We start from the raw sequence: 25590 nt of genomic DNA, 5'->3' as shown, positions 1-25590 counted from the left end.
TACGGAGATCACAATGAGAAAAGTCGGCATCGGAATCATCGGCTGCGGCAATATCAGCACCGCCTATCTGAAGGCGGCCCAGCGCTTTCCGATCATGGAAATCAAGGCGCTCGCCGATATGCGCAGCGATGCGGCGGAGCGGCAGGGTGCCGCCTTCGGGCTGCCGGCGATGCGGGGCGATCAACTGCTCAAGCGAGAGGATGTCGAGATCGTCATCAATCTCACCGTGCCGCTCGCCCACACCGACGTCAGCCTCGCGGTGCTGAATGCCGGCAAGCACGTTCATTCCGAGAAGCCGCTCGGCATCAACGTCGCGGAAGCCCGCAAGGTGATGGATCTCGCCGCGCAGAAGGACCTTCGCGTCGGCTGCGCCCCTGATACGTTCCTTGGCGGTGGGCACCAGACCGCGCGCAAGCTGATCGACGATGGCGCGATAGGCACGCCGGTCGCGGGCAGCGTCTTCTTCGGCTGTCCCGGCCACGAGCGCTGGCACCCGTCGCCGGGCTTCTACTACCTTCGCGGCGGAGGGCCAATGCTCGACATGGGGCCGTACTACATCACGGATCTCGTGCAGCTGCTTGGCCCGGTCGCGAGCGTGATGGGCTCGACCGCGCGCCCGAAATCCGAGCGGCTGGTCACCAGCCAGCCGATGAACGGCACCCTTATCCCGGTCGAGGTTTCGACCCATGTCGCCGGCACGCTCGAATTCGAGAGCGGGGCGGTCGTCTCGATCGCGATGAGCTTCGACGTACCGAAGCACCGGCACGCGCCGATCGAGATCTATGGCGACAAGGGCAGCATGTTGGTGCCGGACCCGAACCGGTTCGGCGGCGAGGTGCAGGTCGCGAAGACTGGCGGTGAATGGGAGCCGGTGCCGCTGACCCACGGTCATGTCGACGGCGAGTTTCGTTCCATCGGGGTCGCCGACATGGCCTCCGCGATCCTGAACAACCGCCCGCATCGCGCCAGCGGCGCGCTCRCTTTCCATGTGCTCGAGGTGATGGAGGCGTTCCAGACCTCCGCCGACGAAGGACGCCGCGTCAAGATCGGGAGCTCCGTGGAGCGGCCGGCAATGCTGCCGGCCGGACGTGAAACCGGACAGATCGACTGAGGGAATGACCATGCGCAAGGCAATGATTGTATGGGGCGGCTGGCCGGGACACGATCCCGATCTCTGCGCCTCGATGATCCGCGGCTGGCTGAAGGCGGAAGGATTCGAGGTTCGGGTCGAGACCACGACGGCGGCGTTCGCCGATCCCGCGATCCACGATTTGTCGCTGATCATCCCGATCTACACCATGTCGAAGATCGAGAAGGCGGAAGCGCTCAATCTCTGCGCGGCGGTGCGTGGCGGCGTCGGGCTGGCCGGGCATCATGGCGGCATGTGCGATGCGTTCCGCGAGTCCGTCGACTACCAGTTCCTGTGCGGCGGGCAGTGGGTCGCGCATCCCGGCAACATCATCGACTACAAGGTCGACTTGACGAAGCCGGATGACCCCATCATGAAGGAGCTGAAGAGTTTCGAGCATCGTTCCGAGCAGTATTACATGCATGTCGACCCCGCCAACGAGGTTTTGGCGACGACGACCTTCACCGGCGAGCACGCGCCCTGGATCGACGGGGTGGTGATGCCTGTGGTCTGGAAGAAGCGATACGGCGCGGGCAGGGTGTTCTACTCCTCGCTCGGCCACCGTGCTTACGAGCTCGACGTACCGGAGATCCGAACGTTGATGACTCGCGGCATGCTGTGGGCCGCGCGGGAATGACAGCCGGTGCGACGCAGCCGGCGGTTCGCGCCACGCTGGAGGACGTCGCGCGTGCGGCGGGCGTTTCGCTCGCAACCGTCGACCGCGTCGTCAACCGGCGCGAGGGCGTGCGCGCCAAGACCGTCGCACGTGTCGAGGCCGCGGTGGCAAAACTCGGCTATCGGGGCGATGTCGCGGCCGCGCGGCTCGCCCGCGGGCAGACGTTCCGCTTCGCCTTCGTGCTGCCGAGCGGCAGCAACAGCTTCATGACCAACCTGGCCGAGCAGGTCCAGCGCACCGCGGACTGGCTCGCCGGCCACCGCGGCTTCATCGATATCCTCCATGTCGACGTGTTCGATCCGGATGTGCTCGCCGGTGCGCTGGAAAACCTGTCGCCGGCCTATCAGGGCGTCGCCGTCATCGCACTGGACCATCCCAGGGTGCGCGCCGCGATCGACGAGCTCGCCGCGCGCGGGGTCGCCGTGGTGACCCTTGTGTCGGACGCGCCGAGCTCGCGGCGACTGCATTATGTCGGTATCGACAACCCGGCCGCGGGGCGAACTGCGGCAACGCTGATGGGACGTTTCCTCGCCGGCTGCGAGGGGAAGGTTGCCGTGATCGCGGGATCGCTATCGTTGCGCGATCACACCGAGCGGCAGTTCGGCTTCCACCAGATCCTGTCCAGCGAGTATCCGAACCTGATTGCGCTGCCGGTGATCGAAGGCCGCGACGACAGCGAGCGCACGCGGGAGCTCACGGTCGCACTGCTGGCGCGCCACGCCGATCTCCGCGGCATCTACTGCTGCGGCGCCGGGAACCGCGGCATCGCCAATGCGCTGGAGGCCTCGGGCCGCGCGCGCGAAGTGGTCTGGATCACGCATGAGCTGACCCAGTACACGCGGCGTTTCCTGGTCCGCGGCACGCTCGATGCCATCATCAACCAGGATCCCGGCCACGAGGCGCGGTCTGCGGCGCGAGTTCTGCTCGCGCATTGTTCGGGTGAGCCCATCAGCCCCGACCAGGAGCGCATCCGCATCGATATTTTTCTGCGGGACAACCTGCCGTGAGTCGCGTTCGCAGGTGATGCGCAGCTTGCTTCGATAGGTGTCGCGAAGTGCCGCAGCGGCCTCAACGGTGCTCAGAAGTTCGCTGCCATTGCTGCGAGGTGCTGATGGGCTCTTTCGCGGGCAGCCTCTATGGGCTGTTGCGGTCCGGTGGTTGGCCCGATCGGCACGAAACGGACATTGCTGATACCGATAAAGCGCAAAATTTCCCGCAGGTAAGGCGTTGCCATGTCGATGCGCCCGCGGTTCATTCCGGTGGCGAAATCGCTGCCACTGGCGAGGATCACCGTGGTTGGCCGGTCCTTCAGCAGCGGGAGATATCCCAGGGAGGGATCGAACCGAAAGGTGAGCCCGGGCTGGACGATGACATCGAACCATTGCTTGAGCTTGTAGGGAATGCTGAAGTTCCACATTGGCGTCGAGATCAGCACCCGATCAGCCAGTGAAAAGCGCAGCGCCATCCGCTCGGCCTCTGCAAAGCTGTCCCGTTGCGCGTCGTTGAAGGGCTGCGCCTTCATCCGCGCATATTTGGCCTCGACGATGGGACCTGCGAATTCCGGCAGCCGCTCGCGCCAGAGATCCACGACGTCAATATCCCAGTCCGGACGGGCCTGCCGAAACCCGTCAAGAAACACGCGCGCGCCGGCGCTCGACTCGGAGTCGGCACGGGGCGAGCAGGAGAGGTGCAAAAGCTTTGCCACCACTCATCCCAGCGCTCTGATGACGGCATCCGCCCGGGTGACGATTGCGACGTTCTGCATGGCAAAGTTGATCGAGGCGGAGTGCCAGTCGGCATTCATGGTCGAGCAGCAGTCTTCCGGCACGATCATGAAATAGCCCTTGTCGGCGCCGGTGCGTGCGGTGTGCTCGACCGACATGTTGGTCCATGCGCCGGTGTTGATGATCATGTCGCGCCCGGTGGCCTTGAGGATCGTCTCCAGCCGGGTGCCCTCCCAGGCGCTCATCCGCATCTTCTCGACGACGAAATCGCCGGGCCGCGGCTCGAGGCCCGAGACCGGGGCGGCACCCCAGCTGCCGCGTACCATCGCCTTGCTGTCGACGAGACCCTCGAACAGCGGTGCGTTCAGCGTCACGCCGGGTGCGCCGGGCTCGACCACGAACCAGACATGGATGATGGCGACGCCGCGCGCGCGCGCTGTCTCCGCCAAGCGCCGGACGTTCTCGACCACATGCTGTTGCTTCGCATGACCCGGTGCGCCCGATTCGGCGAACGCTCCGCCATCCATGATGACGTCGTTCTGAAGATCCTGGATGATCATGGCGCAGCGGCTTGGATCGAGCCGCATCTCGCCATCGGCGAGGATGGGCGCGGCAGCCGCGGGGCCGGCGCTTGCGCCGCCGCTGCCACGTTTGCCGCTCATATACGGCTCGTGGCGCGGCCCGGCCTTGGTCGGGATGGCATAGACCGAATGCGTGGACGTCAAATAGAGCGTGCGGAAATCCGGGCCACCCCAGGCAAGGTTGGCGACGAGCTCAGGCACGCGAACTTTTCCGAGCAGCTCGCCGCGCGGCGAATAGACCCAGRCGCCGCCGGGCGCGGTGACCCAGACATTGCCATGCTGGTCGCACTTCATGCCGTCAGGCAGGCCCGGCTCCAGCTCGGAGCGGATGCCGCTCGCGAACACGCGCGCGTTCGACAGCGAGCCGTCGCCGTTGACGTCGAATACGCGGATCAGCGCCTGCACGGTGTCGTTGACATAGAGCAGTTTTTCGTCGGGTGAGAAGCACAGCCCGTTCGGCTGGTCGAACAAATTGCGGTCCACCACGAGCTTCGGCTCGCCGCCCGGCATGACGCGATAGACGCCCTGGAAGCCGAGCTGGCGCGGCCGCTCGACACCATAGACCGGCATGCGGCCATACCAGGGGTCGGAGAAATAGATGGCACCGGAGGAGTGCACGCAGACGTCGTTGGGGCTGTTGAGCTCCTGTCCCTGGAAGTGCGAGGCCAGCACTTCGCGCCGCCCGTCCGGCCGCTCACGGATCAGCGACGAGGTCGCGTGCTCGCAGACGATCAGATTGAGCTCGGCGTCATAGCTCATGCCGTTGCACTTGTTCGACGGGCGCTTGACCTCCGCGACGCCGCGCCGCGCATCCCAGCGCCGCCGTACGTCGCCCGGCATGTCCGAGAACAGGAGATAATGATCGACCGGATGCCAAATCGGTCCCTCGGTGAAGTCAAAGCCCGTTCCGACCTGCGCGACCGGCGCATAGGGGTCGATCAGGGTCTCGAATTCGGAGCGCAAGGTGACGTGTGTCATCGGTCGATATCCTCAGGTCACGTCAGGCAGGGAACCAGTTGCGCGCGGGCAGCGACTGCACGATCGGGCCGGGGACCTGGTCGTGCAGCCGTCCAACGACCATGCCGCCCTCGATCTTGGCCGGCCTGTCGTGCACCGGCAGCAGATAGCGCGAATTGCTGAGCAGCTTCTTGATCGAGGCCTTCTCGGCTCGCTTGCTGGTGCCGTGGTTTCCCGTCGTCCGCGGCTCCCAGTCGTGGATCTCGTTGAAGGGCGTGACGATCTGGTCGTTGAAATCGTAGATCACGTCGCCGCAGATCGTCGCGATCCCGTCGGCAGTCTCGACGATGACGTTCATCGATCCCTCGGTATGTGCATTGGCCGCATCGCAATAGACGCCGGGCATCAGCTCGATAGGACCTGTGATCTCGAGGTCGAGGAAGCGCAGCGCACTCTTGGTGTGCAGTCGGTCGATGAGATGCTTGATGTCGGGCGCCGGATATTGCGGATGCATCAAGCCGGAGACGGAATATTCGAGTTCTTTCCGGTTGAGGACGACGGTCGTGTTCATCGGAAACAGATCGTCCTTGCCGGCGTGGTCGATGTGCAGATGGGTGTGGCAGACGAAGCGGACGTCTCCCATGCGCACGCCGTGGCGGGCGAGCTGGTTCTCGATCATGTGCTCGTGGTATTGCAGGCCGCGCATCCCCAGCGTTTCCATGATCTGGTTGGAGCGGTAACCGGTATCGACCACGACCGGATATTTGCCGCCGAGGATCAGAAAGCCGAGAGTGAGGACGCGGCGCGTGCGGCCGCAGTCACGGCCGAGGACCAGAAAGCTCGATTCCAGCTCGATATCGCCATAGTCCAGGATCTTGATCTCCAGCGCCATTCGTTTCCCTCCCTGTTCTGTTCTTGTCTGTCAAAGCCGATAGACGCGCGTCGCCGTCGTCCTGAAGATTGCGTCCTGCTGCTGGGTCGTCAGCCTCGCGGCCGCGGCACGAAAGGCGTCGACGAGCTCCGGATAGCTGGTCCACAATTTCTCGATCGGAAAATTGGAGCCGAACAGGCAGCGCTCCGCGCCGAAAATCGCGACGGTATCGGTGAGGACGGCCGCGATGTGCGCGGGATCGTTGCGATGGATGAAGGTGCCGAGCCCGGAGAGTTTTGAGACCACGTTCGGACAGGTTGCGAGCCGGGCCATCCCGGCGCGCCAGGCGGCCCGGCCCGCCGGCGAGAGGTCCTCCAGCATGCCGGCATGCTGGAGGATGAAGGTCACCCTGGGGCAGGACTCGGCGAGCAGCGCTGCATCCGGCATCTGCGGCGTGAAGACCTGGAGGTCAAAGCTCCAACCGTAATCGGCCAGTCGTGCGATGTTGCGGCGGACCATGGGATCGACGCAGAGATCGGGCTTGGCCGCGAAGCGATAGAGCGGATTGTCGTGCCAGTGCAGCTGCATGCGCACGCCGCGCACGAGCGGGTAGCGCTTCAGGCGATCGAGTTGCGGGCGCACGTCGTCGACGGCGAAATCGGCGTAGGCGACGATGGCATGCGGCCAGCCGTGCTCGTCGGCAGTCTGCTGGACCCAGGCTGCCTCGTCCTCGAAACGGTCGTTGGCCCAGTTGGTCTGGACATAGACCGAACGGGTGACGCCGGTGCCCTTGAGGTCGTCGAGATATTCCCGGATCGGATAATCGCGACGGATCGGCTCGTAGGGTCCAAAGATGCGCGGCTGCATCGGGCCGGTCAGCCAGGGCAGGTCGGCCTGCCGCCAGATGTGATGATGGCCGTCGACAATGTCGCTCACGCCGCTCTCCTCCGTCCCAACGTCAGAATGTGCGCGACAATCGACGCGCTTGAACCGCCATCCACGAGATCATCGACGAAGCGCTGGATGGCCACCAGCGCCTCGGTCTGTGGGCGGAAGTCCGGGCCCGTCGCGAGCGGCGTCAGCCAGCTCACGCGCCAGGCGCGCCGCGACAGCTTTGCGACCGCGTCGCGTAACGCATCGACTTCGCCGCGCTCCAGCCCGTCCGACACGACGACGACGGCCGCGCCTCGCGCGTAACCACCGAACCGCGGCACCGCGAGGAAGGCTTGCAGCGCGTCGCCGATGCGGGTGCCGCCATCCCAGTCGCTGACGAGGTGCGCCGCCGCGCTCAGCGCCTGCTCGCGCCGCTTGAGGCGCAACGGGCGGGTGACGCGGGTCAGCCGCGTGCCGAAGGTGAAGACCTCGACATTGGGCGCGGCCTGTACCAGCGCATGCGCGAGCTTCATGTTCTCCTCGGTGCGCGTCTTCATCGAGCCGGAGACGTCAATCAGCAGCAGGAGTTTTCGTCGGCGCGGGCGCCGCTTCAGGTGCCCGAGCCGCAGGATCTCGCCGTCGTTCCGGACACACTCGCGCAGGGTTCGGCGAAGGTCGGCAAACGGCCCGCGGCGGGCGCGCATGCGCCGGGGGCCGCGACGCTGCGGCAGGCGCCGGGAGGCCTCGCGGGCCAGGCGCCGAAGCGCGTCGGTGGTGGAGAGCTGGGCGAAGCGGCGCTCCACCAGCGCCTCGGCGCGCGTCGCGGCGAGGCCGGATTCGTTGGCGTCGTCGGAGAACAGGGGTTCCTGTTCGCCGCGGCCCTCTTCCTGGAGCCGGACAGTCTCGTCGTCGTCGCCGTCATCGACATGTTCGATGGCTTCGCTGCCGCGGAAGTGCAGGTCGAACAGCCGGTCGAAGGTCTTGCGGCGCTCGGGTGGCGGGGCGAGTGTGGCCAGCGCCGATTGCCAGATGTCGTTGAGGTCGCGCGGCCCGAGCAGCTCGATCGCGGCGAGATAGGAGGTGGTCTGCTCGGGCGCGACGGCAAAGCCGTTGGCGCGCAGCAGCGCGACGAAGGAGACGAAGATGCGGGCAGCGCGTGGAAGCTCAGGCTCGGTGCTCATGCGGTTGCCTCCGCGAGCATGACGTCGAGCCGGGGCGAGATGAAGTGCAGGTCTTCCTCGTCTTTCAGCGCCACGCCGATCGAGCGTTTGAAGGCGTCGGGCCAGCGCGCACCGCCCTTGTGAAGGAGCGTCGCCGCTTCAGCCCAGTCGACGGCTTCCGCGATGCCTGGTGCCTTGCTGAGCGGCTCGCGGCGCAATTTGCCGACGGCCGCGACGACGGCCCGCGCTGTCGCCTCGGCGACGCTGGAGGCCCGCAGCATCACGATACGCGCCTCCCGCTCTTCAGTGGGATAGTCGATCCAGTGATAGACACAGCGGCGGCGCAGGGCTTCGTGTAGGTCGCGCGTCCGGTTAGATGTCAGCACGACGACAGGACGTTCGGCCGCGCGCACCGTGCCGCGTTCCGGGATCGAGATCTGGAAGTCCGAGAGAAATTCGAGCAGGAACGCCTCAAACTCCTGGTCGGCGCGGTCGATCTCGTCGATCAGCAGCACGGTGGAGTCGGGTGCGCGAAGCGTCGCCAGCATCGGCCGCTCAATCAGAAACGTTTCGCCATAGATGTCGATGCTCTCGTCGCCAGCCTGGCGGATCGCGAGCATCTGGCGTGGATAGTTCCACTCGTAGAGCGCGGCCGAGGCGTCGATGCCCTCGTAGCATTGCAGGCGGATGAGGCGACGGCCGAGGACGGCGGCGATGGCTTTCGCGGCCTCGGTCTTGCCGACGCCGGGGGCGCCTTCGAGCAGGAGCGGTTTGCCGAGGGCAAGGCCAAGATAGGCTGCGGTCGCGAGCCCTTCATCGGCGAGGTAATAGGCTGCCCGAAGCGCCTTCTCCAATGCCTCGGGGCTGTCGATGCCAACGATGTTGCTGCGAACTGCCATGGCCGGTCTCAGCGTCGCGCCTGTGGCCGCGCGCCGCCCTGGGTCTTGATCGCGCGCAGCACCTTTTCCGGCGTGATCGGCAGATCGTCGATGCGCACGCCGACGGCGTTGAAAATCGCATTCGCGACAGCCGGCAGCACGGGATTGGCGCACATTTCGCCCGGTCCTTTGGCGCCGAACGGTCCATCTGGCGCGGGGCGCTCCAGCACGGCGATATCGTGCGGGCAAATGTCACCCGGGCCGGGCATCAGATATTCGACGAAGTCGCGGGGGCCGTGAACAGGGTCGGGATAGTGAGGCTCCGTGGTCTCGTACAGCGCGTGGCTGATGCCCATCCAGGCGCCGCCCACGAGCTGCTGCTCGACCAGGCGCGGATTGAGCGCGCGGCCGAGCTCGTAGGCAGAGTCCATCCGGACCATCGCGACTTCACCGGTCTCGTCGTCGACCTCGACCTCCGCCACGAGACAGGCATGGGCGTAGCAGGTCGCCGGCGACATCTCGCCGGTTTCGGGGTCGACGTTGGACAGAGGCACGAGGAATATGCCACGGCCGGAGATGGTCTTGCCCTGCTTGAACTGGGCGGCGATGGCGACGTCCTTGGTCGAGATCGAGCGATGCGGCGCACCCTTGACGTGGATGTTGCCACGTCCGTCGGTTTCGAGATCGGCGGCGTTGACCTCGAGCTCCTCGGCGGCCGCCTCCATCATCACGCCGCGTGCCTCGCGCGCCGCGGCCATCACCGCATTGCCGACGCGATGGGTGCCGCGCGAGGCGAAGGAGCCCATGCAATGCGGACCGGTGTCGGAATCCGCGGTATCGACATAGACGTCCTCGACGGGAACGCCCAGCGTCTCCGCGCAGATCTGCCGCGTCACCGACTTCATGCCCTGGCCGAGGTCGATCGACGACAGCGCCACCGTGAACTTGCCGCTCGGGTTGGAATGAACCAACGCCTGGCTGGGATCGCCGCCGAGATTCATGCCGATGGGATAGTTGATCGACGCCATGCCGCGTCCGCGATGCAGGGTCATCAGCGCCTCCTGGTGCCGAACACGGAGGAGAAGCGGGGCGCGCCATGCGAGGGCGCGGCCGGCCGCGGTGGAGGTGGCGACGGCGCAGGGGGCGGCGGCTCACGCGGTGGTTCGCGGGTGACGGTGGGCGGGAGCCGGTCATAGCTGGTGCGCTGCTGGACTGGTGCGGCCGGCCGGCTGCGCGAATCCGTCGGTGTCGGCGGGATCACGGCGCGGCTGCCGCCGCCGTCCTTGCGCGACGACGCTCGCTTGAACTCCTCGCGGATCGGCCATTTCGCCTTCTCGGCGGCGACCTGGACGCATTCGATCAGCGCGGTGTTCTTGGCTTCGCGCCGATGCGCCTTCATGTCGCCGTCGCGATAGGCATTGAGGATCCGGAACTCCATCGGGTCCATGCCGACGAGGTTCGCCAGCTTGTCCATCTGGCACTCGATCGCAAAATCCATCGCGGTGACGCCGAAACCGCGCATCGCGGTCGCGGGCGTCCGGTTGGTGAAGACGCAATAGACGTCGCCATAGACGTTCGGGATGGTATAGGGCCCGGGCAAATGCGCGGCGCATTTCACGGCGGCGTAGCTGGACAGCCGCGTATAGGCGCCGCTGTCGAAATAGGCGCGGATCTTGCGCGCAACGATGCGGCCGTCGCGCATCACGCCGTCCTTGATGTAGATGCGCTCGGCGCCGCGAGGCGGGCCGTATTGCATCTCCTCCTCGCGCCCGAACACGTAGCGGACGGGACGCCCGGTCAGCATCGCACCCAGGATCGCGAGCGGCTCGGTCAGCGTATCCACCTTGCCGCCAAAGCCGCCGCCGACGGTGCCGCCGATGAAGTGGAAGGTGTTGGATGGCAGGTCCAGGATCTTGGCGCAGGTGTCGACCGAGAAGAACAATGCCTGCGTCGAGGTGTAGACGACGTAGCGGCCGTTGGTGTCGGGCGCGGCGATCGCGCCATTGGTTTCGGTTGGCGCGTGCTCGATCGGCGACATCTGGTAGCGCTGTTCGAGCACGTGGTCGGCGGTCGCGAGCGCGGCGTCGGCATCGCCGAAGCGCAGCTTCTGGTGATCATGGACGTCGTGATAGATGAAGGCGTTCTTCGGATAGGTCTCGTTGACGACGGGCGCCCCGGACTTGAGCGCGTCTTCGACGTCGAGCACGACGGGCAGCGGCTCGTAGTCGATCCGCACCTTTGCGATTGCCTCGAACGCCTCGCGCTCGCTGTCCGCGACGATAGCCACGACCGGTTCGCCCTTGTAGCGGACCTTGTCCGCCGCCAGCGTAGGCTCGTCGTCCTTGCCGAAGTTGATGAGGCTGAGAAGCGTGTTGAGATTGCGCGGCACGTCGGCGCCGCGGATGATCCGGCGTACGCCGGGCGAGCGTTCGGCTTCCGTGGTGTCGATATGGCGCAACCGCGCGTGCGCCTGCGTCGAGCGGACCACTTTCAGATGCAGCATGCCCTGAAGCTTGTGGTCGTTGAAATAGCTCGACGTGCCCGTGACATGGCCGAGCATGTCCTGGCGCTGCGTGCCCTTGCCGATCTCATTGAGATTGTCGTCGCGCTCGTCGGCGAAAATGTCCTTGCGCAGTTCCAGCATGACAAGATCCTTTAGGCACTGGCCCGGCCGCCCGAAGCGGCGAGGATGGCATCGATGATGGGTTCGTACCCGGTGCAGCGGCAGATGTTGCCGGAGATCGCCTCGACGACCTCGGCGCGGCTAGGCTGCGGATTGCGATCGAGCAGCGCCTTTGCGGCCATCAGCATGCCCGGCGTGCAATAGCCGCATTGAGCGGCAAAATTGTCGGCGAAGGCACGCTGGAGCGGATGCAGGTTCGGGCCCTGCTTGAGGCCGTCGAGCGTCTCGACCGATCGGCCGGCAACGATTTCCGCCAGCGTCAGGCATGACAGGTGCAGCTCGCCGTCGATCAGCACACTGCAGGTGCCACAGCCGCCCTGGCCGCAGCCGAATTTCGGCGTCATATCGCCGATCAGTTCGCGCAGAGCGACCAGCAGATTGGTGCCGCCATCGACGAAGATCGCGACGTCGCGGCCGTTATGACGAAATTGCAGGGCGGTCTTGGCCATGACGAGCTATTCCTGACCCGAGAGGAGACGGCGCAGATGGACGCCGGCGATCTCGCGGCGATACCAGGCGCTGCCGAGCGCGTTGTCGAAGGGTGAGGTGCCCTCGGTGACGGCGGACGCCGCGGCCCCGATGGTCGCGGCATCCAGCGAGCGTCCCTCGAGCACACGCTCGGCGGCGCGTGCCCGAATCTGGGTCGGCGCCATCGAGCCCAGCGCGATCCGTACCCCGGCGATCCGCCCGCCGCTGATCGGCAGATGGGCTGCGAGCGTAATGACGGAGCCGCCCTTTGGCTTGATACGGGCGACCTTGTGATAGCGGAAGGCGTCCGCGCTCGCCGGCCGTGCGCAGGACACCGAGAGCACCAGCGTGCCGGCCTGCCGCTCGCGCGACTGCAAGAACTCTTCGATGGCGATGTCGCGCGTGCCAAAGCCGCCCTGCACGGCGACGGTGGCATCGAGCGCAAGCAGCGCCACCGTGAAGTCGCCATAGGGACTTGGCGCGAACAGGTTGCCCCCGACCGTGCCCATGTTGCGCACCGCAGGTCCGCCGATCGAGCGGGCAGGGGCGTGCAGGAAGCCGAGGTCGCGCTCGGCGAGGACTCTTGCGAAGGTGATGCCGGCCCCGAGCGTCACGCGCGGGCCCGACGCGTCGATCCGGGTCAGGGCTTGGTCGCTGGCGCGGATGACGGTCGAGACCGAGACGTCACCCTCGTTCAGCGCCCGCATCACCAGCGTGCCGCCGCCGAGATAGCGTGCGCCGCGATCTGCCGACAGCGCGCCGGCCGCTTCGCTGGTGCTGGCAAAAGTCTTCACTGTCACGGCCATTGCTATGCCGCCTCCTTCAAGTGCCGGCGGATCGCCTCGAAGCCGGCTTGATAGATGTCTTCTGCGACCATGTGGATGATGCGATCGCGGTCCTCCGGCCTGGTGCTGAAGCGCGACTCCCAGTGCCAGAAGGTGCGGTCGCCGTCGGTCACCGGCAGCAGGCGGACATGCGCCACGTAGTTGAACATCGGCACCGGCGTATCGAGCAGGCAATAGCTGAAGGTCTGCTCGAGATCGGACAGCGCCAGCAATTGCTCGCGCAGCTCAGATCCATCCTGCAGCTTGAAGCGCCTGACACAGCCGATCTTGTCAGGGGAGTGCGCGCGCTCGATCGTGGAGCTCGCGACCGCCGGATGCCAGCGATCGTGTCCGTTGAAATCGCGCAGCACGTTCCACACCGCATCGGTGGACGCATCCAGGATCGTGCTCTTGACGATATGCGGCACGGAGCTCACCCTCCGAACTGGCGCTTGAGGGCGTCGAAGCCGCCCTGGAACACGCCGCCGCCGATATTGCCGACGAGCTCCGCTTCCCGTTCGGGTGCGCAGTCGAACTCGGCGGTCCACTCCATGAAGGTCTGGTCGCCGTCGGTGACCGGCGTTAGCCGCAACGTCGCGACGTAATTCTCGACGCCCATGGGGGATTCCAGGATCGAATAGGTGCAGAACATGTCGTAGTCGGAAAGGCCGAGCAGCTTTTCGCGGATGCGGTCGCCGTTGCGCAGGCGAAAATCCCTGACACAGCCGATCTTGTCCGAGGGCTCGCCGCCCTCAATCCGGCTTTCCGCGATCGCGGGATGCCAGTTCGGCATGCCGTTGAAGTCGCGCACCCGCGCCCAGACGCGATCGTTGCGCGCATTGACGACGGTTGAGACATAGACGCGGGYCATGATGCGACCTCAGCTCTTCTTCCGGGGGCTGCGCTCCGCGGACGGTTCGCCCTCGGTGGAAGGCGAGGGAGCTGCAGCCGGCTTCTCGCCGCCTCCGCCTCCACCGCCGCCCTTGCGGGCGGACTCCTTGATGCCTTGCATGTCGCGGGCCTCGCGGATCAGGCCCGGCATCTTGGCGAGGCTGCCGCCCTCGACGCCGATATCCGCCAGAAGCGAATCGATGAGCGGCGCCTGGACGCGGTAGCGCAGCGCCGAGTCGATCACCTCGTCGGTGGCGCTGCGGCCGCCATTGCCACCATGGCCGTTGCCGTTGAGGCCGTCGACCTGGAGGATGCGGATGCCCTCGATCTTCTCCATTGGCTTGACGCTCTCGCGCACGATGCCTTCGATGCGGTCGAGCAGCTTTCTGCGGAACAGCGAGTAGCGAGCCTGGTCGGTCAGCACGTTCTCGGCCTCGTTGAGCAGCCGCTGCGCCTCGGCCTCGACGGCCGCGCGCACGCGTTCGGCTTCGGCGGCAATTCGGGTCTCCTCGGCCTGCTTCTCGGCGATCACGATTTCCACGCTCTTGCGACGCCTGGCGATCTCGTTTTCACGTGCGGTGATGACGCGCTCGGTGGCCTCCGTCGCATGTATCCGCGCTTCCTCGGCCGAGGCCCTGGCGGCGGATTCTTCCAGCGACTTCAGGTGGATCGCGATCGCCTTCTCCATCAGAACGGTCTCGACCTCCTTCTCGCGATTGACTTCGAGCTTCCGCAGCTCGCGCTCACGGCCGATGCGGGCTTCATCCAGGCCGCGATCGGAGGCAATGCGGGCGCGCTCGACCTCCTCGCGCGCGGCAATCTCGGCTTCCTGGAGCGACTGGACGCGGGCGACCTCGAGTTGCTCGATCGAGCGGCGGCGTTCGATCCGCGCCGCCTCCAGCGCCTGCTCGCGCGAGACGTCGGTGGTCTCGACGTCTTTGCGTGCGACGATCTCGGCCTGCTTGACCTGGCGGTCGGCGTCGATGCGTTCGGAGCGCTTGGTGGAGAGCGCGATGACGCGGTCCTCGTCCGCGATCTCGATCGCCTTCTTTTGCTCGATATTGAGCACTTCGCGCTTCTTGGACGAATTGATCCGCTCGGACTCCAGCGCGAGATCGACGCCGATGCGCTGGCGCTCGATCACGTCGCGCCGCTTGAGGTCAGCCGCCTCGACTGCGGCGGTTCGCTCGATCTCCAGCGCCTTGGTCTCCCTGTCGGCCTGGATCCGCTCGGCCGCGATCGCCTTCTCCTGCGCGATGCGCGCGGCCTCGATCGCTTCGCGGGAGGCGATATCGGCTTCCTCGACGGCGCGGTTGCGGGCGATCTCGAGCGAACGAACTCGTTCTTCCTGGGCGATGCGGGAGGCTTCGGTGGCTTCGCGCGCGCTGATTCCCGCGACGTCGAGTGCCTGGTTCCGCTCGATCTCCAATTGCCGCGTATTCTGCTCAGCGGCGATGCGCTCGGCGGCAAGCGTCCGCTCGCGGGCGATGCGCGCGGCCTCGACCGCGCGCTGGGCCTCGATCTCGGCTTCCTGGATCGTGCGCACCTGCTGGATCTCAAGCGCGCGGGTGCGCTCGTCTGACGCGATGCGCTCGACATTGACAATCAGGGTCTGGGCGATGCGGGCCTTTTCGGTCGCTTCGCGGGCGGCGATCTCGGCTTCGTCGACGGCGCGGGTCCGCTCGATCTCGCGGCGCCGTGTCTCTTCTTCATTGGCAATACGGGCGTCGGTCACCACCCGGTCCTGCTGGATGCGCGCTTTCTCGATCGCCTCGCGGGCGGCGATCTCGGCTTCCTCGATAGTACGCATCCGCTCGATTTCGCGCTGGCGCACCTCGCGCTCGGAGGCGATGCGGCTGGTGTCGATCGAGCGCTGGTTAGCGATCCGGGTCTTCTCGATCTCCTCGCGGGCGAACAGTTCCTTCTCTTCGATGGTGCGGGTGCGCTCGATCTCCCGTTGGCGCGTCTCGCGCTCCGAGGCGATGCGGGCTTCCGCGATCGCCTGGTCGTTGGCGATGCGTGCCTTCTCGATGGTCTCCCGCGCGGAAATCTGCGCCTGCTCGGCCTCGGTCTCGCGCAAGGCCCGCTCACGCGCGACCTCGGTGCGTTGCAGGGCGCGGCGCATCTCGATGTCACGCTCCTGCTCGAGGCGCGCCGTCTCGCTTTCGCGCTCGATCTCGAGGGCCTGTCGCTCGGCCTCCAGATTGCGGGAGCGGATCTTGATCATCGAATCCTGCTCGATGTCGTTGCGCAGCTTGCGCTTGGCCTCGATGTCCTCCATCAGGCGTGTCAGACCTTCGGCGTCGAAGCGGTTCGAGGGATTGAAGAATTCGAGATCGGTCTGGTCGAGATCGGTGATCGCAACGGATTCCAGCTCGAGTCCGTTCTGAGCGAGGGCCTCAGCCGCGTTCGCCTTGACGCGGGCCACATACTCGCCGCGCTGCTCGTGCATCTGCTCCAGGGTCATCTCCGAGGCAATCGAACGGATCGCGGAGATGAATTTGCCGGCGAGGAGGGCGTGGAGCTTCTCGGGCTCCATGGTGCGGCGGCCGAGCGTGGCGGCGGCGATGGACACGGCTTCRCGGGTCGCCTGAACGCGGACATAGAAGTCAGCCTCGATGTCGACGCGCATGCGGTCACGGGTGATCACGGCGTCCTGCCGGGAGCGCACGATGCCCATCGGCTGCACGTTCATGTTGACCGGCGTGTAATCGTGGATGAAGGGCAGCACGAAGGCGCCGCCGTTGATCACGACGCGCTCGCCAAGCAGGCCGGTCCGGACGAATGAGGTCTCCTTGGAGGAGCGATGGTAGAGCCAGTTCACGATGTAGACGCCGACCACGATCACCACGATGGCGACGATCAGCCAGAGGATCAATTCACCGACCAGAGTCCCTGACATATTTCCCTCCCTCGACCTTCCGGCGTTATCGCGCGCCGATCGCCTTGAATTTGCGTACCTGATCCGTCAGCGCCCGCTCGACCGGCAGCCGCTCCATCGAGGAGGCGCCGTAAAAGCCGTGGCAGTAGCGGGTGTTCTTCATGATGAAATCGGCGTCGTCCGGATCGGCGATCGGTCCGCCATGGGCGAGCACCAGAATGTCCGGATTGACGCTGAGCGCGGCGGAGGCCCAGGTATCGATGCGCGCCGGGCAATCCTTGAGCTTGGGCGCGGTCTGCGCGCCGATGGTGCCCCCGGTCGTGAGGCCGAGGTGACAGACGATGATATCCGCGCCCGCGATCGCCATCGCGGCGGCTTCCTTCTCGGTAAAGACGTAGGGCGTCGTCAGCAGGTCCTTCTCGCGCGCCTTGGCGATCATGTCGATCTCGAGCGCGTAGGACATGCCGGTCTCTTCGAGATTGGCGCGGAACACGCCGTCGATCAGGCCGACGGTCGGAAAGTTCTGCACGCCGGCGAAACCGAGGGCCTTCAGCTGGTCCAGGAAAACGTCCATGTCGCGGAACGGATCCGTGCCATTGACGCCAGCGAGCACTGGCGTTTTGGTCACGACGGGCAGCACTTCGCCGGCCATCTCCAGCACGATGGCGTTGGCGTCGCCATAAGCCATCAATCCTGCGAGCGAGCCGCGGCCGGCCATGCGATAGCGGCCGGAATTGTAGATGACGATGAGATCGACGCCACCGGCTTCCTCGCACTTGGCCGACAGGCCGGTGCCGGCGCCGCCGCCGATGATGGGCTCGCCGCGCTTTGCCATGTCGCGGAAGCGTTTCAACAGTTCTGCGCGTTCAAACCRGGCCATCGGTCACCTCGCTAGTCTCCGGCGCGCCCCGGTGCGGCCGAACGAGGTCCGGAACGCGCTGACAATGATGGAGGCGAACTCGGGATCGTTGATGTTCTTGGGGACGCGGATGAGCTGACGGTTGGCGGTCTGCCGCACGTTCCGCTCCAGCGCACGGAACAGCGCCGCATCGGCATCGGGATCCCAGAACGGCTGTCCTCGTGTATCGAGCGCGGAGACGCCGCCCTCGGGCAGGAAGAAGCGCACCGGGCCGTCCATCTGGTTGAGCCGATCGGCGATCCAGCGGCCCATGCGTTCGTTTTCCTCGGCCGTGGTCCGCATCAGGGTGACCTGGGGGTTGTGGACGTGGAATTTGCGGCCGCGGTAGCGCTCGGGAATGGTGTCCGGGGCGCCGAAATTCACCATGTCGAGCGCGCCCACCGAGCCGACGTAAGGCAGGCGGCCGCGGATGATCGCACCAAAGCGGTCGTCGGTTGCCGGGAACACGCCACCCATCAGGAGATCGCAGATTTCCGTGGTGGTGAGATCGATGACGCCGGCGATCTGCCCGGAATCGACGAGCTTCTCCATTGAGCGGCCGCCAACGCCGGTGGCGTGGAACACGAGGCACTCAAAATCCTCGCGCAGGTCGGCCGCGATCTTCTGGACCGCCGGCGTGGTGACGCCGAACATGGTGATGCCGACCGACGGCAATCCGCCATCGCCGAGATCCTTCCGCGCGTGCTGATCGAGGCGCGCCCTGACCATGCCGGCCAGCGCATTGGCGCCATTGGCGAGCACGGCACGCGAGATCGAGTTGAGGCCCTGCACGTCGGTGACCGAATGCATCATGGTGATGTCGGCGGGGCCGACATAGGGTCCGACGTCGCCGGAGGCGACGGAGGAGATGATCAGCTTGGGCACCCCGACGGGGAGGGTCCGCATCCCCGGCGCGACCAGTGACGCTGCGCCCGAGCCGCCCGCCGAAATCACGCCGGCAATATTGCTCTGGCGTCGCAGCCAGCTGGCGAAGGCATCGGCCATCGCGGTGACGGCAGCGCCGCGGTCGGGTCCGAACACCGCCGATCCGCCGCGCCCATGGTTCAAGGCAATCTCCTGGGCGGAGACGTCGCTGGTTGCGTGCCGGCCGCTGGTGGAGACATCGACCAGTCGCGTGCGCAGGCCGCTCCCGGCGATGATGTCGCGGATGAAGCGAAGCTCCGTGCCCTTGGTGTCGAGCGTGCCGACGACGAGCACGACCGGGGGGCCCTGCGTTTGCGCCGCGACCGGCTCGCGCCGGCGCCGGGCGGTCTCGTCGAGACGCGCCACCTGGGTCGAGAGCGTGCGGGCGGCGGCCTCGATGCGGGCGATCGGGACCGGCTGCGACCATCGGGTGGGGGGCGTCGGGTTGGAGATGTAGACGCGGATCGGGCCGCCTGGACGGGACGGCTGCGGTGCGGCCTTCGCCCCGGTGCCTGCAGCCGGCACGTCGACGGCGGGCTCGAGCTCGGCGTGGAGGCCGACGCCGAGCAGGCGCTGCTGCAACTCCCGGTCCGCGGCAAGGCGCGCGGAATCGATGATGCGGTTGATGCGGCCGTTGACCATGATCGCGACGTTGCGCGAGACGGCCGTGGCCACACCGATGTTCTGCTCGATCACGAGCACGGACATGTCGCCGTCCTCGCCAAGCCGTACCAGCATCTCCTCGACCTGGGCGACGATGACGGGCGCAAGCCCCTCGGTCGGCTCGTCCATGATCAGGAGCTGCGGATTGGTGAGCAGCGCGCGGGAGATCGCCAGCATCTGCTGCTCGCCGCCGGAGAGCTGGCCGCCGCCATGGTCCTTGCGCTCGGCCAATCGCGGAAAGGTCTCGTAGATGCGCTCGACCGTCCAAGCCCCGCGCCGCAGGCCCGCGGCAAGCTGCAGATGCTCGTCGACGCTGAGCGAGCGCCACAGCCGCCGGCCCTGCGGCACGTAGCCGACGCCAAGCCGAGCTATGTGGGCGGGCGGCCGCCGGGTGACGTCGTCGCCGCGGACGCGGATCGAGCCGCCGCTGACCGGCACCAGCCCCATGATCGCCTTGCACAGCGTGGTCTTGCCCATGCCGTTGCGACCGACCACCGAGAATACGCCGGCTTCGAGCGTCAGGTCCACGCCTTGCAGCGCATGCGAATGCCCGTAGTAGACGTCGAGGCCGCGGACTTCGAGGGCGGCGGCGGAGCGGCGGACCTCATTCATGGCCGCCTCCGAGGTAAAGCTCCTGCACCTCTGGATCGGACTCGATCTCCTGCGGCAGGCCTTCCTTGAAGATGCGCCCGTTGTGCATCATCGTGACGCTCTCGACGACGCGTAGCGCCACGTCCATGTCGTGCTCGATGATGATGTAGCCGATATGCGCCGGCAGCGAGGTCAGGATCTCGACCAGCTCGGCACGCTCGGTCGGAGACAGGCCCGCGGCCGGCTCGTCGAACAACACGAAGCGCGGCGCGCCGGCGAGCGCCAGTGCGATCTCGAGCTGACGCTGCTGGCCATGCGCAAGCTCCGCGACGCGCTGGTCCTTCACGCCTGTGAGATGGACGGCCTGCACGAGATTATCGGCCGCGCTCATCAGCGCGTCGTTCTGTCCGGGGCGCAGGAACGAGAAGCGTCCGCGCGAGACGCCGCGGCAGGCGAGGTAGACGTTGTCCTGGACGGTGAGACCGGGAAAGAGCGCTGAGATCTGGTAGGTCCGGCGCAGGCCGCGGCGGATGCGCTCGTAGGGCGGGAAGTGGGTGACGTCCTCGCCGAAGAACCGGATGGTGCCGGAGGAGGGCGGGAAATCGCCGGCGATGCAGTTGAACAGGGTGGTTTTTCCGGCACCGTTCGAGCCGAGCACCGCGCGCCGCTCGCCGGGGCGCACGGTAATGGTGACGTCGGTGAGCGCGGCCAGCGCGCCGAACAGGCGCGTCACGCCGCGAAGCTCCAGCGCCGCGCCGGCGCCGACGGCTGAGAGGCGTTGCGCGACGCTATCCATGACCGGATCCTTGACCAGATCCTCGGCCGTGACGTTCGCTTGAACGGGCCGCGCCGGATCGCTGGCGCTGTCGCCAGCTCTGCCAGAGCCCGATCACGCCGTCCGAGGACCAGAAGACGATGGCGAGGAAACCGAGGCCGATCAGCAGCCGGAAACGGTTGCCGTCGAGCCCGAGCTTGACCAGGAAGTCGAGCGCGAAGGTGCGTAGCAGCACGAAGATCAGCGCGCCGATGAAGGGGCCGATGGGACGCGTGATGCCGCCGACGACGGCGATGATGAGGATATCGATGCAGGCGCCGACGCTCACGGATCCCGGCGAGATCTGCCCGTAGTTCCAGACCTGGAGAACGCCGGCCAGCGCCGCGACAAAGGACGCGAAGGCGTAGGCGGCGACGCGGTGCGCATTGACGTTAAAGCCGAGCGCCGCCATGCGGCGGGGATTGTCGCGCACACCTTGCAGCGCCAGGCCGAATGGTGCGCGGGAGATGTATTCAACGGCGAAGTAGCACAGCGCAGCAACCGCGAGCACGATATAATAGAAAGGAATGTCGGCGCGCCAGTTGACGCCCCAGAAATGCGGCGTGGCGACGGTGTTGATGCCGGTATGGCCGTTGAAGATCGCCCAGTTCTGGTTGGTGAAATAATAGAAAGCCGCGCCGATCGCGAGCGTGATCATGATGGTGTAGATGCCCTCGGTGCGCACGGCCAGCGCGCCGCCAAGCGTGCCGAACAGGGTCGCGAGCGCGAGCGCCATCGGGACCGCGAGCCACCACGGCCAACCCAGGCTGATATTGGCGTTGCCGCTGACGCCGAACACCGCGACCATATAGGCGGAGAAGCCTGCGATGGTGAGCTGCATCAGGCTGACCATGCCGCCGTAGCCGGCGAGGAACATCAGGCTCAGCGCCATGATGCCGAGGATCAGCGTGGTCGCAAAGATCTCGATCAGGAAGAAGCCGTTGGCTATCAGCGGCATGATCAGGAGAATGGCCGCGACAATCCAGGCTGCGGGATTGTTGATCTCCGGCCATCCGCGCAAGGTGGGGCGCTGCGCGGCTGCGGCGGGACGAACGGTGACGCGGGCGTCGTGGGCGAGCGACATCTCAGCGCCTCGCCAACAGGCCTTGCGGCCGGACTGCCAGTACCAGCACCATGATCAGGAAGGTCACGACGATGGCGTAGGTCGGGATGTAGACCGAACCAAGCTGTTCGGCGAGGCCGATGATGAGCGCGCCGAGCGCGGCACCGGGGATCGAGCCCATGCCGCCGACGATGACGACGACGAGCGAGGCAAGCAGGAAGCGGATGTCTTCGCCAGGCGAGAGAGACTGGAAGGTGCCGCCGACGACGCCGGCGATGCCGGCAAGCCCGGCACCGAGCGCAAAGACCAGCACGAAGACGAGCTGGTTCCGCACTCCGGTCGCGGCCAGGATGTCGCGATCGTCGACACCGGCGCGGATGATCATGCCGATGCGTGTGCGGTTGAGCGCCAGCCACATCGCCAGGCCGATCACGACGGACGCGGCGAAGATCACCAGCCGGACCAGGGGATAGCGGAGATAGACCGGTTCGCCCGAGGATTTCACCGCAGTGACCAGCGGCAGCTCGATCGGGCCGATCAGCCAGTTCGGTGTCTGGATCTGATAGAAGTCGCCGCCGCAAGCCCACAGCATGAGATCGGCGAAAACGATCGAGAGACCGATCGTCACCATGGTCTGCCGCAAGTCCTGGCCTTCCATGCGGCGGAAGACGATGAGCTGAAGCAGGACGCCGACCAGCGCCGTCAGGATGAAGGCGACGATGAAGCTGAGGAGCCAGGAGCCGGTCGAGGCGCTGATGGCGTAGCCGACATAGCCGCCGAACAAATACAGCGAGCCGTGCGCGAGGTTGACGTTGCGCATCAGGCCGAAGATCAGGGTGAAACCGCTGGCGACAAGGAAGTAGAGGCCGCCGAGCGTGATGCCGTTGAACACGGCGTTCAGGAAGACCCGCTTGCGGCCGATCGCCTCTTCAAGTCCGGGCGGCCACACCGCCAAGGTCAGCCACAGTGCGAGCGCGATCGCGACGATCACGATCAGGGCCCAGGCCGGATGACGTTCGACGAAGCGCGTCATGTCAACTGCCTCATCCCCGCCTGGCGCCCCCGCAAACGGGAAGAGGGCGCGATCAGGCCGCTTCGACCTCGCCCTGCCTCATGTTTTGAACGCTGGTCGAACAGCCTTGCGTAGGCTGCGTACCTCGCCATGGACGTGCGTCCTCCCGGACTTGCGATCCTCTTTTCGGGATCGCGTTCCGACCATCTTAGCGAGGGCACAAGGGGAGCGTTTGATCGTCAGTATCTTTTCGCGCGCGGTCAGGCCCGCAAAACCTTGGCGGCGCGGCGGTAATCGGTCGGCGCCATCCCGACATTGGCGGTGAAGAAGCGTGTGAAGCCGCTTTGCGAGGAGAAGCCGAGGTCGAAGCCGATGTCGGCGATCGGTGCTTCGCCGGCGACAAGGGCTTCCAGCGCCTGTTCCATGATCAGGGTGTTGAGGTAGAGATGCGGCGTGACGCCGGTCTGGGTGCGGAATAGCCGGTAGAAATGCGGTCGCGATAGGCCGGATTCGCGCGCGATCGTGTCGAGCTCCATTTCGGCGCCCGGACTTTCCGACATCAGCTTGATGCATTTGCGCACGCGGAAGTCGGTGACGGCGCCGGCCGTGCGCGCGTCGCGCGCGATCTCGGCCTGCTGCCAGCTTTCGTCGTAGCAGATGTCGATCAGCCGCCGCAGCTCGGCATCGAGGCTGGAGAGCGACGGTGCGCCGCACACAAGCGCTGCGGTTCGTCTGATGTGCTTGTCGAGTGCGACCGTGCGCTTGAACTGGGTGCGGCCGAAACGCAGGCGGTCGGCGCCGGGCGCATCGGGGGCGAACCACTCCGGATTGACGTAGAGCACGAAGAAGATCGCGCCACCGTCGAGATCGGACGGCAGGAAATTGTGAGGCTCCCAAGGATTGACCGCGACGATGGRGCTTTCCGTAAGGTCGTAGTGCCCGTTACAGACGTCGATGCATGCGGACTGGCCGCCAACATGGAAGATCAGATGACCTTCGCGATGTGCGTGCACGTTGAAGGGGCGGTTCAACTGATAGACCGTCGCCCGACCGAACCGGCCGTGAAAGACGGCAAGCGCCCGGCTCATGCCTTCCCTCCTGAATGTTCTTGTCTTTTCAGTCAGCGTTCAACAACCGGGGCGAGATTGCAAGAGCGCAAGATATCGCGCCTGCAAATCGCTCCCGGTTGCCGGAGAGCATGCGAAACGAGCGACGGTGAATGCGTCAGTACTTCTTACATTCCGGGACCGTGCGGCTCGGCAGTCCGATCTTGGCGAACACCGCCGGATCGTAACCGAGCGTCTGGTTCACGTTCGGGATCACCTTCACGACCTTGCTGAACAGCGCGCCCTTGCCGTCATCGACGACCTCGGTGACGAAGTTGGTGCCGATCGCCTGGCGGTTGGCGTCAAGCTTGATCTTGCCGTTCGGTGCGTCGATCTCGATCTTGGCCAGCGCCTCCTTGTACTTGGCCTGGTTGTTGGAAAGATCGCCATTGACCTCACGGAGCGCGAGGATCAGCGCCATGGTCGAGCCGTAGTAGTTGGTCGCAAGAAGCGATGGGCTCGGGAAGCGCTTGTTGGGCGGAAACGCGTCCTGATACGCCTTCACGAACTTCTGCCAGCCCGGATCCTCCCAGGTGTCGGCTTGGCCGCTCGCCGCGATGGTGCCGACCAGCGCATTCTTGGCGTTGCCCTTCGAGGACAGGATGGTCTGGTCGATCATGATGGAGCCGCCCATCAGATGCGCCTTGCCGCCGGCCTGCTGGTATTGGTTCAGGAAGTTGACGGCATCCGCACCGCCGAGGCCGAGATAGATCGCATCGACATCGTCGGGCAGCGCCGCGATGACGGAGGCAAAATCCTTGGTGCCGAGCGGCACCCATTGCCGGTTGGTGACCTGGCCGCCGGCGCCGCAGAATTCGAGCACGAGGCCGAACACCTGGGTGTAGATGAAGGAATAGTCCTCGCCGACGGTCGCGATCTTGCGATATTTCYTGGTTTCATAGGCGTATTTGCCGAGGCCCACCTGCCACTGCGCGCCGTCCATGTTGTAGCGGAAGAAGTTCGGAGCGGGATCGACATAGGTCGTCTCCTGCGCGCCGGATGCCGCATTGATGAAGGTCAACTCGGGATGGGTCTTAGCGAAGTTCTTGACCGCAATGCCCTCGTCGCCGGAGAGAGGCGACAACAGGATCTGCACCTTGTCCTGCTCGATCAGCTTGCGCACGGCGCGCACCGCGGAATCCGGTGTCGCGTCGGTCGAGGCAACGATGAATTCAAGCTCTTTGTCGCCGACCTTCTTGCCAAGCACATTGAGCGCCGTCTGGTGGCCGCGCATGCCGTCCTCGCCGAGCACCGTGTAGGTGCCTTCCAGCGTTGCGGTGACGCCGACCTTGATCTTTTCCTGGGCGATTGCCGCGCCTGAAAGGAAAAGGCTGCTTAGCGCGATCAGTCCCACACTGCATTTCAACATTTCATTCCTCCCTCTATGGCCAAATTTTTCGCTGAATTGGCGCGGCGCCGTGGCTCCCGAAAGGCGCCCGGCTGTTGAACGAAGGCTAACCGAAGTCGGATGCAGTGCACGTATGGGCGCATCGTGCGGCTTGACGGGCAGTCTCATTTTGAATGTTGCGGCGCAATTGGCTTCGCGGTGCAATAGGCGGCCGGCTTGCCCAATTTGAAGGGCGGTGCGTGAGGGGCACGATCCTCCGCTTGGTCCGTGCATGGAGCCTGACCCAGCACAGGCCTGGTCCGGTTCAAATCCCCAAGGGAGGGTGGGGCGGAAACAGCCCCCCGACGGCTGGATCCAGCTTAAATTTGCCGACAGGGTGCCACGGATCGCGGCCGGCCGGCCCTGATCCCGCCGCCGCTATTCAACCTAGCACTACTTTGGCAGATTTTTGATTTTGTCGCGTTTTATAGGATTCCCGAATCAATTTTTCAATGATTCATGGGTGGTCGGCTCTTGGAGGGCTGACCATGCCGGGATGGGAAGACGAACTTGAACGCTGGCTGATGCCGTTCTTG

23 protein-coding genes are annotated in these 25590 nt (G+C 65.8%); 3 read left to right on the top strand and 20 right to left on the bottom strand.

Features of this window, described 5'->3' with window-relative positions:
• Positions 1 to 13: 13 nt before the first annotated feature.
• The 3 genes from AB4Z51_RS35755 to AB4Z51_RS35745 are packed head-to-tail and all read left to right on the top strand — an operon-like array spanning position 14 to position 2812.
• Positions 14 to 1111 (top strand): Gfo/Idh/MocA family protein, encoded by a 1098-nt coding sequence (locus tag AB4Z51_RS35755; RefSeq protein ID WP_441498972.1) that lies wholly within the window; start codon positions 14 to 16, stop codon positions 1109 to 1111.
• A gap of 10 nt (positions 1112 to 1121) precedes the next feature.
• Positions 1122 to 1766, top strand: coding sequence for a ThuA domain-containing protein (locus AB4Z51_RS35750; protein WP_135215388.1), 645 nt, complete (start codon positions 1122 to 1124; stop codon positions 1764 to 1766).
• Positions 1763 to 2812, top strand: coding sequence for a LacI family DNA-binding transcriptional regulator (locus tag AB4Z51_RS35745; RefSeq protein WP_135215387.1), 1050 nt, complete (start codon positions 1763 to 1765; stop codon positions 2810 to 2812). The genes AB4Z51_RS35750 and AB4Z51_RS35745 overlap by 4 nt, the downstream gene beginning before the upstream one ends.
• A gap of 71 nt (positions 2813 to 2883) precedes the next feature.
• On the opposite strand, the gene AB4Z51_RS35740 is transcribed toward AB4Z51_RS35745, so the two are convergent.
• From AB4Z51_RS35740 to AB4Z51_RS35645, 20 genes are all read right to left on the bottom strand, one after another.
• Entirely contained in the window at positions 2884 to 3510 is a 627-nt protein-coding gene (locus tag AB4Z51_RS35740; RefSeq protein ID WP_039157148.1) for an FMN-dependent NADH-azoreductase, read from the bottom strand.
• Positions 3511 to 3513: 3 nt separating this feature from the next.
• On the bottom strand, positions 3514 to 5088 hold the full coding sequence (locus AB4Z51_RS35735) for an isochorismatase family protein (protein WP_441498971.1): 1575 nt from the start codon (positions 5086 to 5088) through the stop codon (positions 3514 to 3516).
• 22 nt (positions 5089 to 5110) lie between these two features.
• Positions 5111 to 5959, bottom strand: a complete 849-nt coding sequence (locus tag AB4Z51_RS35730; RefSeq protein WP_028147221.1) for an N-acyl homoserine lactonase family protein — start codon at positions 5957 to 5959, stop codon at positions 5111 to 5113.
• A gap of 30 nt (positions 5960 to 5989) precedes the next feature.
• Positions 5990 to 6874 (bottom strand): amidohydrolase family protein, encoded by an 885-nt coding sequence (locus tag AB4Z51_RS35725; protein WP_135215385.1) that lies wholly within the window; start codon positions 6872 to 6874, stop codon positions 5990 to 5992.
• A complete protein-coding gene (locus AB4Z51_RS35720; protein WP_441498970.1) occupies positions 6871 to 7992 on the bottom strand; it encodes a vWA domain-containing protein in 1122 nt (373 codons plus the stop codon). The genes AB4Z51_RS35725 and AB4Z51_RS35720 overlap by 4 nt, the downstream gene beginning before the upstream one ends.
• Positions 7989 to 8870: an AAA family ATPase gene (locus tag AB4Z51_RS35715; RefSeq protein ID WP_071915377.1), complete on the bottom strand. Its 882-nt coding sequence runs from the start codon at positions 8868 to 8870 to the stop codon at positions 7989 to 7991. The genes AB4Z51_RS35720 and AB4Z51_RS35715 overlap by 4 nt, the downstream gene beginning before the upstream one ends.
• Positions 8871 to 8878: 8 nt before the next feature.
• A complete protein-coding gene (locus AB4Z51_RS35710; RefSeq protein ID WP_135215383.1) occupies positions 8879 to 9901 on the bottom strand; it encodes a xanthine dehydrogenase family protein molybdopterin-binding subunit in 1023 nt (340 codons plus the stop codon).
• Positions 9901 to 11493 carry a xanthine dehydrogenase family protein molybdopterin-binding subunit gene (locus AB4Z51_RS35705; protein WP_441498969.1) on the bottom strand — a complete coding sequence of 531 codons (1593 nt, stop codon included), beginning with the start codon at positions 11491 to 11493 and terminating at the stop codon, positions 9901 to 9903. The genes AB4Z51_RS35710 and AB4Z51_RS35705 overlap by 1 nt, the downstream gene beginning before the upstream one ends.
• A gap of 11 nt (positions 11494 to 11504) precedes the next feature.
• A complete protein-coding gene (locus tag AB4Z51_RS35700) occupies positions 11505 to 11981 on the bottom strand; it encodes a (2Fe-2S)-binding protein (protein WP_208085968.1) in 477 nt (158 codons plus the stop codon).
• Positions 11982 to 11987: 6 nt separating this feature from the next.
• A complete protein-coding gene (locus AB4Z51_RS35695; RefSeq protein WP_135215380.1) occupies positions 11988 to 12806 on the bottom strand; it encodes an FAD binding domain-containing protein in 819 nt (272 codons plus the stop codon).
• Positions 12807 to 12808: 2 nt separating this feature from the next.
• Positions 12809 to 13252, bottom strand: a complete 444-nt coding sequence (locus AB4Z51_RS35690; RefSeq protein WP_135215379.1) for an SRPBCC family protein — start codon at positions 13250 to 13252, stop codon at positions 12809 to 12811.
• 5 nt (positions 13253 to 13257) lie between these two features.
• Complete coding sequence (locus tag AB4Z51_RS35685) at positions 13258 to 13695, bottom strand: SRPBCC family protein (RefSeq protein WP_441498968.1); 438 nt, start codon at positions 13693 to 13695, stop codon at positions 13258 to 13260.
• Positions 13696 to 13704: 9 nt separating this feature from the next.
• Positions 13705 to 16617, bottom strand: coding sequence for a flotillin family protein (locus AB4Z51_RS35680; RefSeq protein ID WP_135215378.1), 2913 nt, complete (start codon positions 16615 to 16617; stop codon positions 13705 to 13707).
• A 25-nt stretch (positions 16618 to 16642) separates the two neighbouring features.
• Positions 16643 to 17476 carry a phosphoenolpyruvate hydrolase family protein gene (locus tag AB4Z51_RS35675; protein WP_441498967.1) on the bottom strand — a complete coding sequence of 278 codons (834 nt, stop codon included), beginning with the start codon at positions 17474 to 17476 and terminating at the stop codon, positions 16643 to 16645.
• A 3-nt stretch (positions 17477 to 17479) separates the two neighbouring features.
• On the bottom strand, positions 17480 to 19693 hold the full coding sequence (locus AB4Z51_RS35670) for an ABC transporter permease (protein ID WP_208085971.1): 2214 nt from the start codon (positions 19691 to 19693) through the stop codon (positions 17480 to 17482).
• On the bottom strand, positions 19686 to 20468 hold the full coding sequence (locus AB4Z51_RS35665) for an ABC transporter ATP-binding protein (protein WP_441498966.1): 783 nt from the start codon (positions 20466 to 20468) through the stop codon (positions 19686 to 19688). The genes AB4Z51_RS35670 and AB4Z51_RS35665 overlap by 8 nt, the downstream gene beginning before the upstream one ends.
• The gene (locus AB4Z51_RS35660) at positions 20461 to 21570 is read right to left on the bottom strand and encodes a branched-chain amino acid ABC transporter permease (RefSeq protein ID WP_135215376.1); all 1110 of its coding nucleotides are present in this window, start codon (positions 21568 to 21570) and stop codon (positions 20461 to 20463) included. Before AB4Z51_RS35660 ends, AB4Z51_RS35665 begins: the two co-directional genes overlap by 8 nt.
• A 1-nt stretch (position 21571) precedes the next feature.
• On the bottom strand, positions 21572 to 22582 hold the full coding sequence (locus AB4Z51_RS35655; protein ID WP_135215375.1) for a branched-chain amino acid ABC transporter permease: 1011 nt from the start codon (positions 22580 to 22582) through the stop codon (positions 21572 to 21574).
• A 239-nt stretch (positions 22583 to 22821) separates the two neighbouring features.
• Complete coding sequence (locus tag AB4Z51_RS35650) at positions 22822 to 23649, bottom strand: helix-turn-helix domain-containing protein (protein ID WP_441498965.1); 828 nt, start codon at positions 23647 to 23649, stop codon at positions 22822 to 22824.
• A 136-nt stretch (positions 23650 to 23785) separates the two neighbouring features.
• Positions 23786 to 25036 carry an ABC transporter substrate-binding protein gene (locus AB4Z51_RS35645; RefSeq protein ID WP_441498964.1) on the bottom strand — a complete coding sequence of 417 codons (1251 nt, stop codon included), beginning with the start codon at positions 25034 to 25036 and terminating at the stop codon, positions 23786 to 23788.
• Positions 25037 to 25590 lie beyond the last annotated feature (554 nt).

Origin of the sequence: Bradyrhizobium sp. 2TAF36, assembly GCF_052114925.1 — a bacterium.
Lineage (GTDB): Bacteria > Pseudomonadota > Alphaproteobacteria > Rhizobiales > Xanthobacteraceae > Bradyrhizobium > Bradyrhizobium barranii.
Note: the sequence above shows the minus strand (reverse complement) of the source record. Positions and strands in the feature narration are given on the sequence as shown.

Bases quoted from the DNA above. Each gene is read 5' to 3' on its own strand.
- AB4Z51_RS35720 (WP_441498970.1), bottom strand. From the start codon at position 7,992: ATGAGCACCGAGCCTGAGCTTCCACGCGCTGCCCGCATCTTCGTCTCC.
- AB4Z51_RS35705 (WP_441498969.1), bottom strand. From the start codon at position 11,493: ATGCTGGAACTGCGCAAGGACATTTTCGCCGACGAGCGCGACGACAAT.
- AB4Z51_RS35655 (WP_135215375.1), bottom strand. From the start codon at position 22,582: ATGACGCGCTTCGTCGAACGTCATCCGGCCTGGGCCCTGATCGTGATC.
- AB4Z51_RS35710 (WP_135215383.1), bottom strand. From the start codon at position 9,901: ATGACCCTGCATCGCGGACGCGGCATGGCGTCGATCAACTATCCCATC.
- AB4Z51_RS35715 (WP_071915377.1), bottom strand. From the start codon at position 8,870: ATGGCAGTTCGCAGCAACATCGTTGGCATCGACAGCCCCGAGGCATTG.
- AB4Z51_RS35660 (WP_135215376.1), bottom strand. From the start codon at position 21,570: ATGTCGCTCGCCCACGACGCCCGCGTCACCGTTCGTCCCGCCGCAGCC.
- AB4Z51_RS35730 (WP_028147221.1), bottom strand. From the start codon at position 5,959: ATGGCGCTGGAGATCAAGATCCTGGACTATGGCGATATCGAGCTGGAA.
- AB4Z51_RS35670 (WP_208085971.1), bottom strand. From the start codon at position 19,693: ATGAATGAGGTCCGCCGCTCCGCCGCCGCCCTCGAAGTCCGCGGCCTC.
- AB4Z51_RS35750 (WP_135215388.1), top strand. From the start codon at position 1,122: ATGCGCAAGGCAATGATTGTATGGGGCGGCTGGCCGGGACACGATCCC.
- AB4Z51_RS35700 (WP_208085968.1), bottom strand. From the start codon at position 11,981: ATGGCCAAGACCGCCCTGCAATTTCGTCATAACGGCCGCGACGTCGCG.
- AB4Z51_RS35695 (WP_135215380.1), bottom strand. From the start codon at position 12,806: ATGGCCGTGACAGTGAAGACTTTTGCCAGCACCAGCGAAGCGGCCGGC.
- AB4Z51_RS35665 (WP_441498966.1), bottom strand. From the start codon at position 20,468: ATGGATAGCGTCGCGCAACGCCTCTCAGCCGTCGGCGCCGGCGCGGCG.
- AB4Z51_RS35745 (WP_135215387.1), top strand. From the start codon at position 1,763: ATGACAGCCGGTGCGACGCAGCCGGCGGTTCGCGCCACGCTGGAGGAC.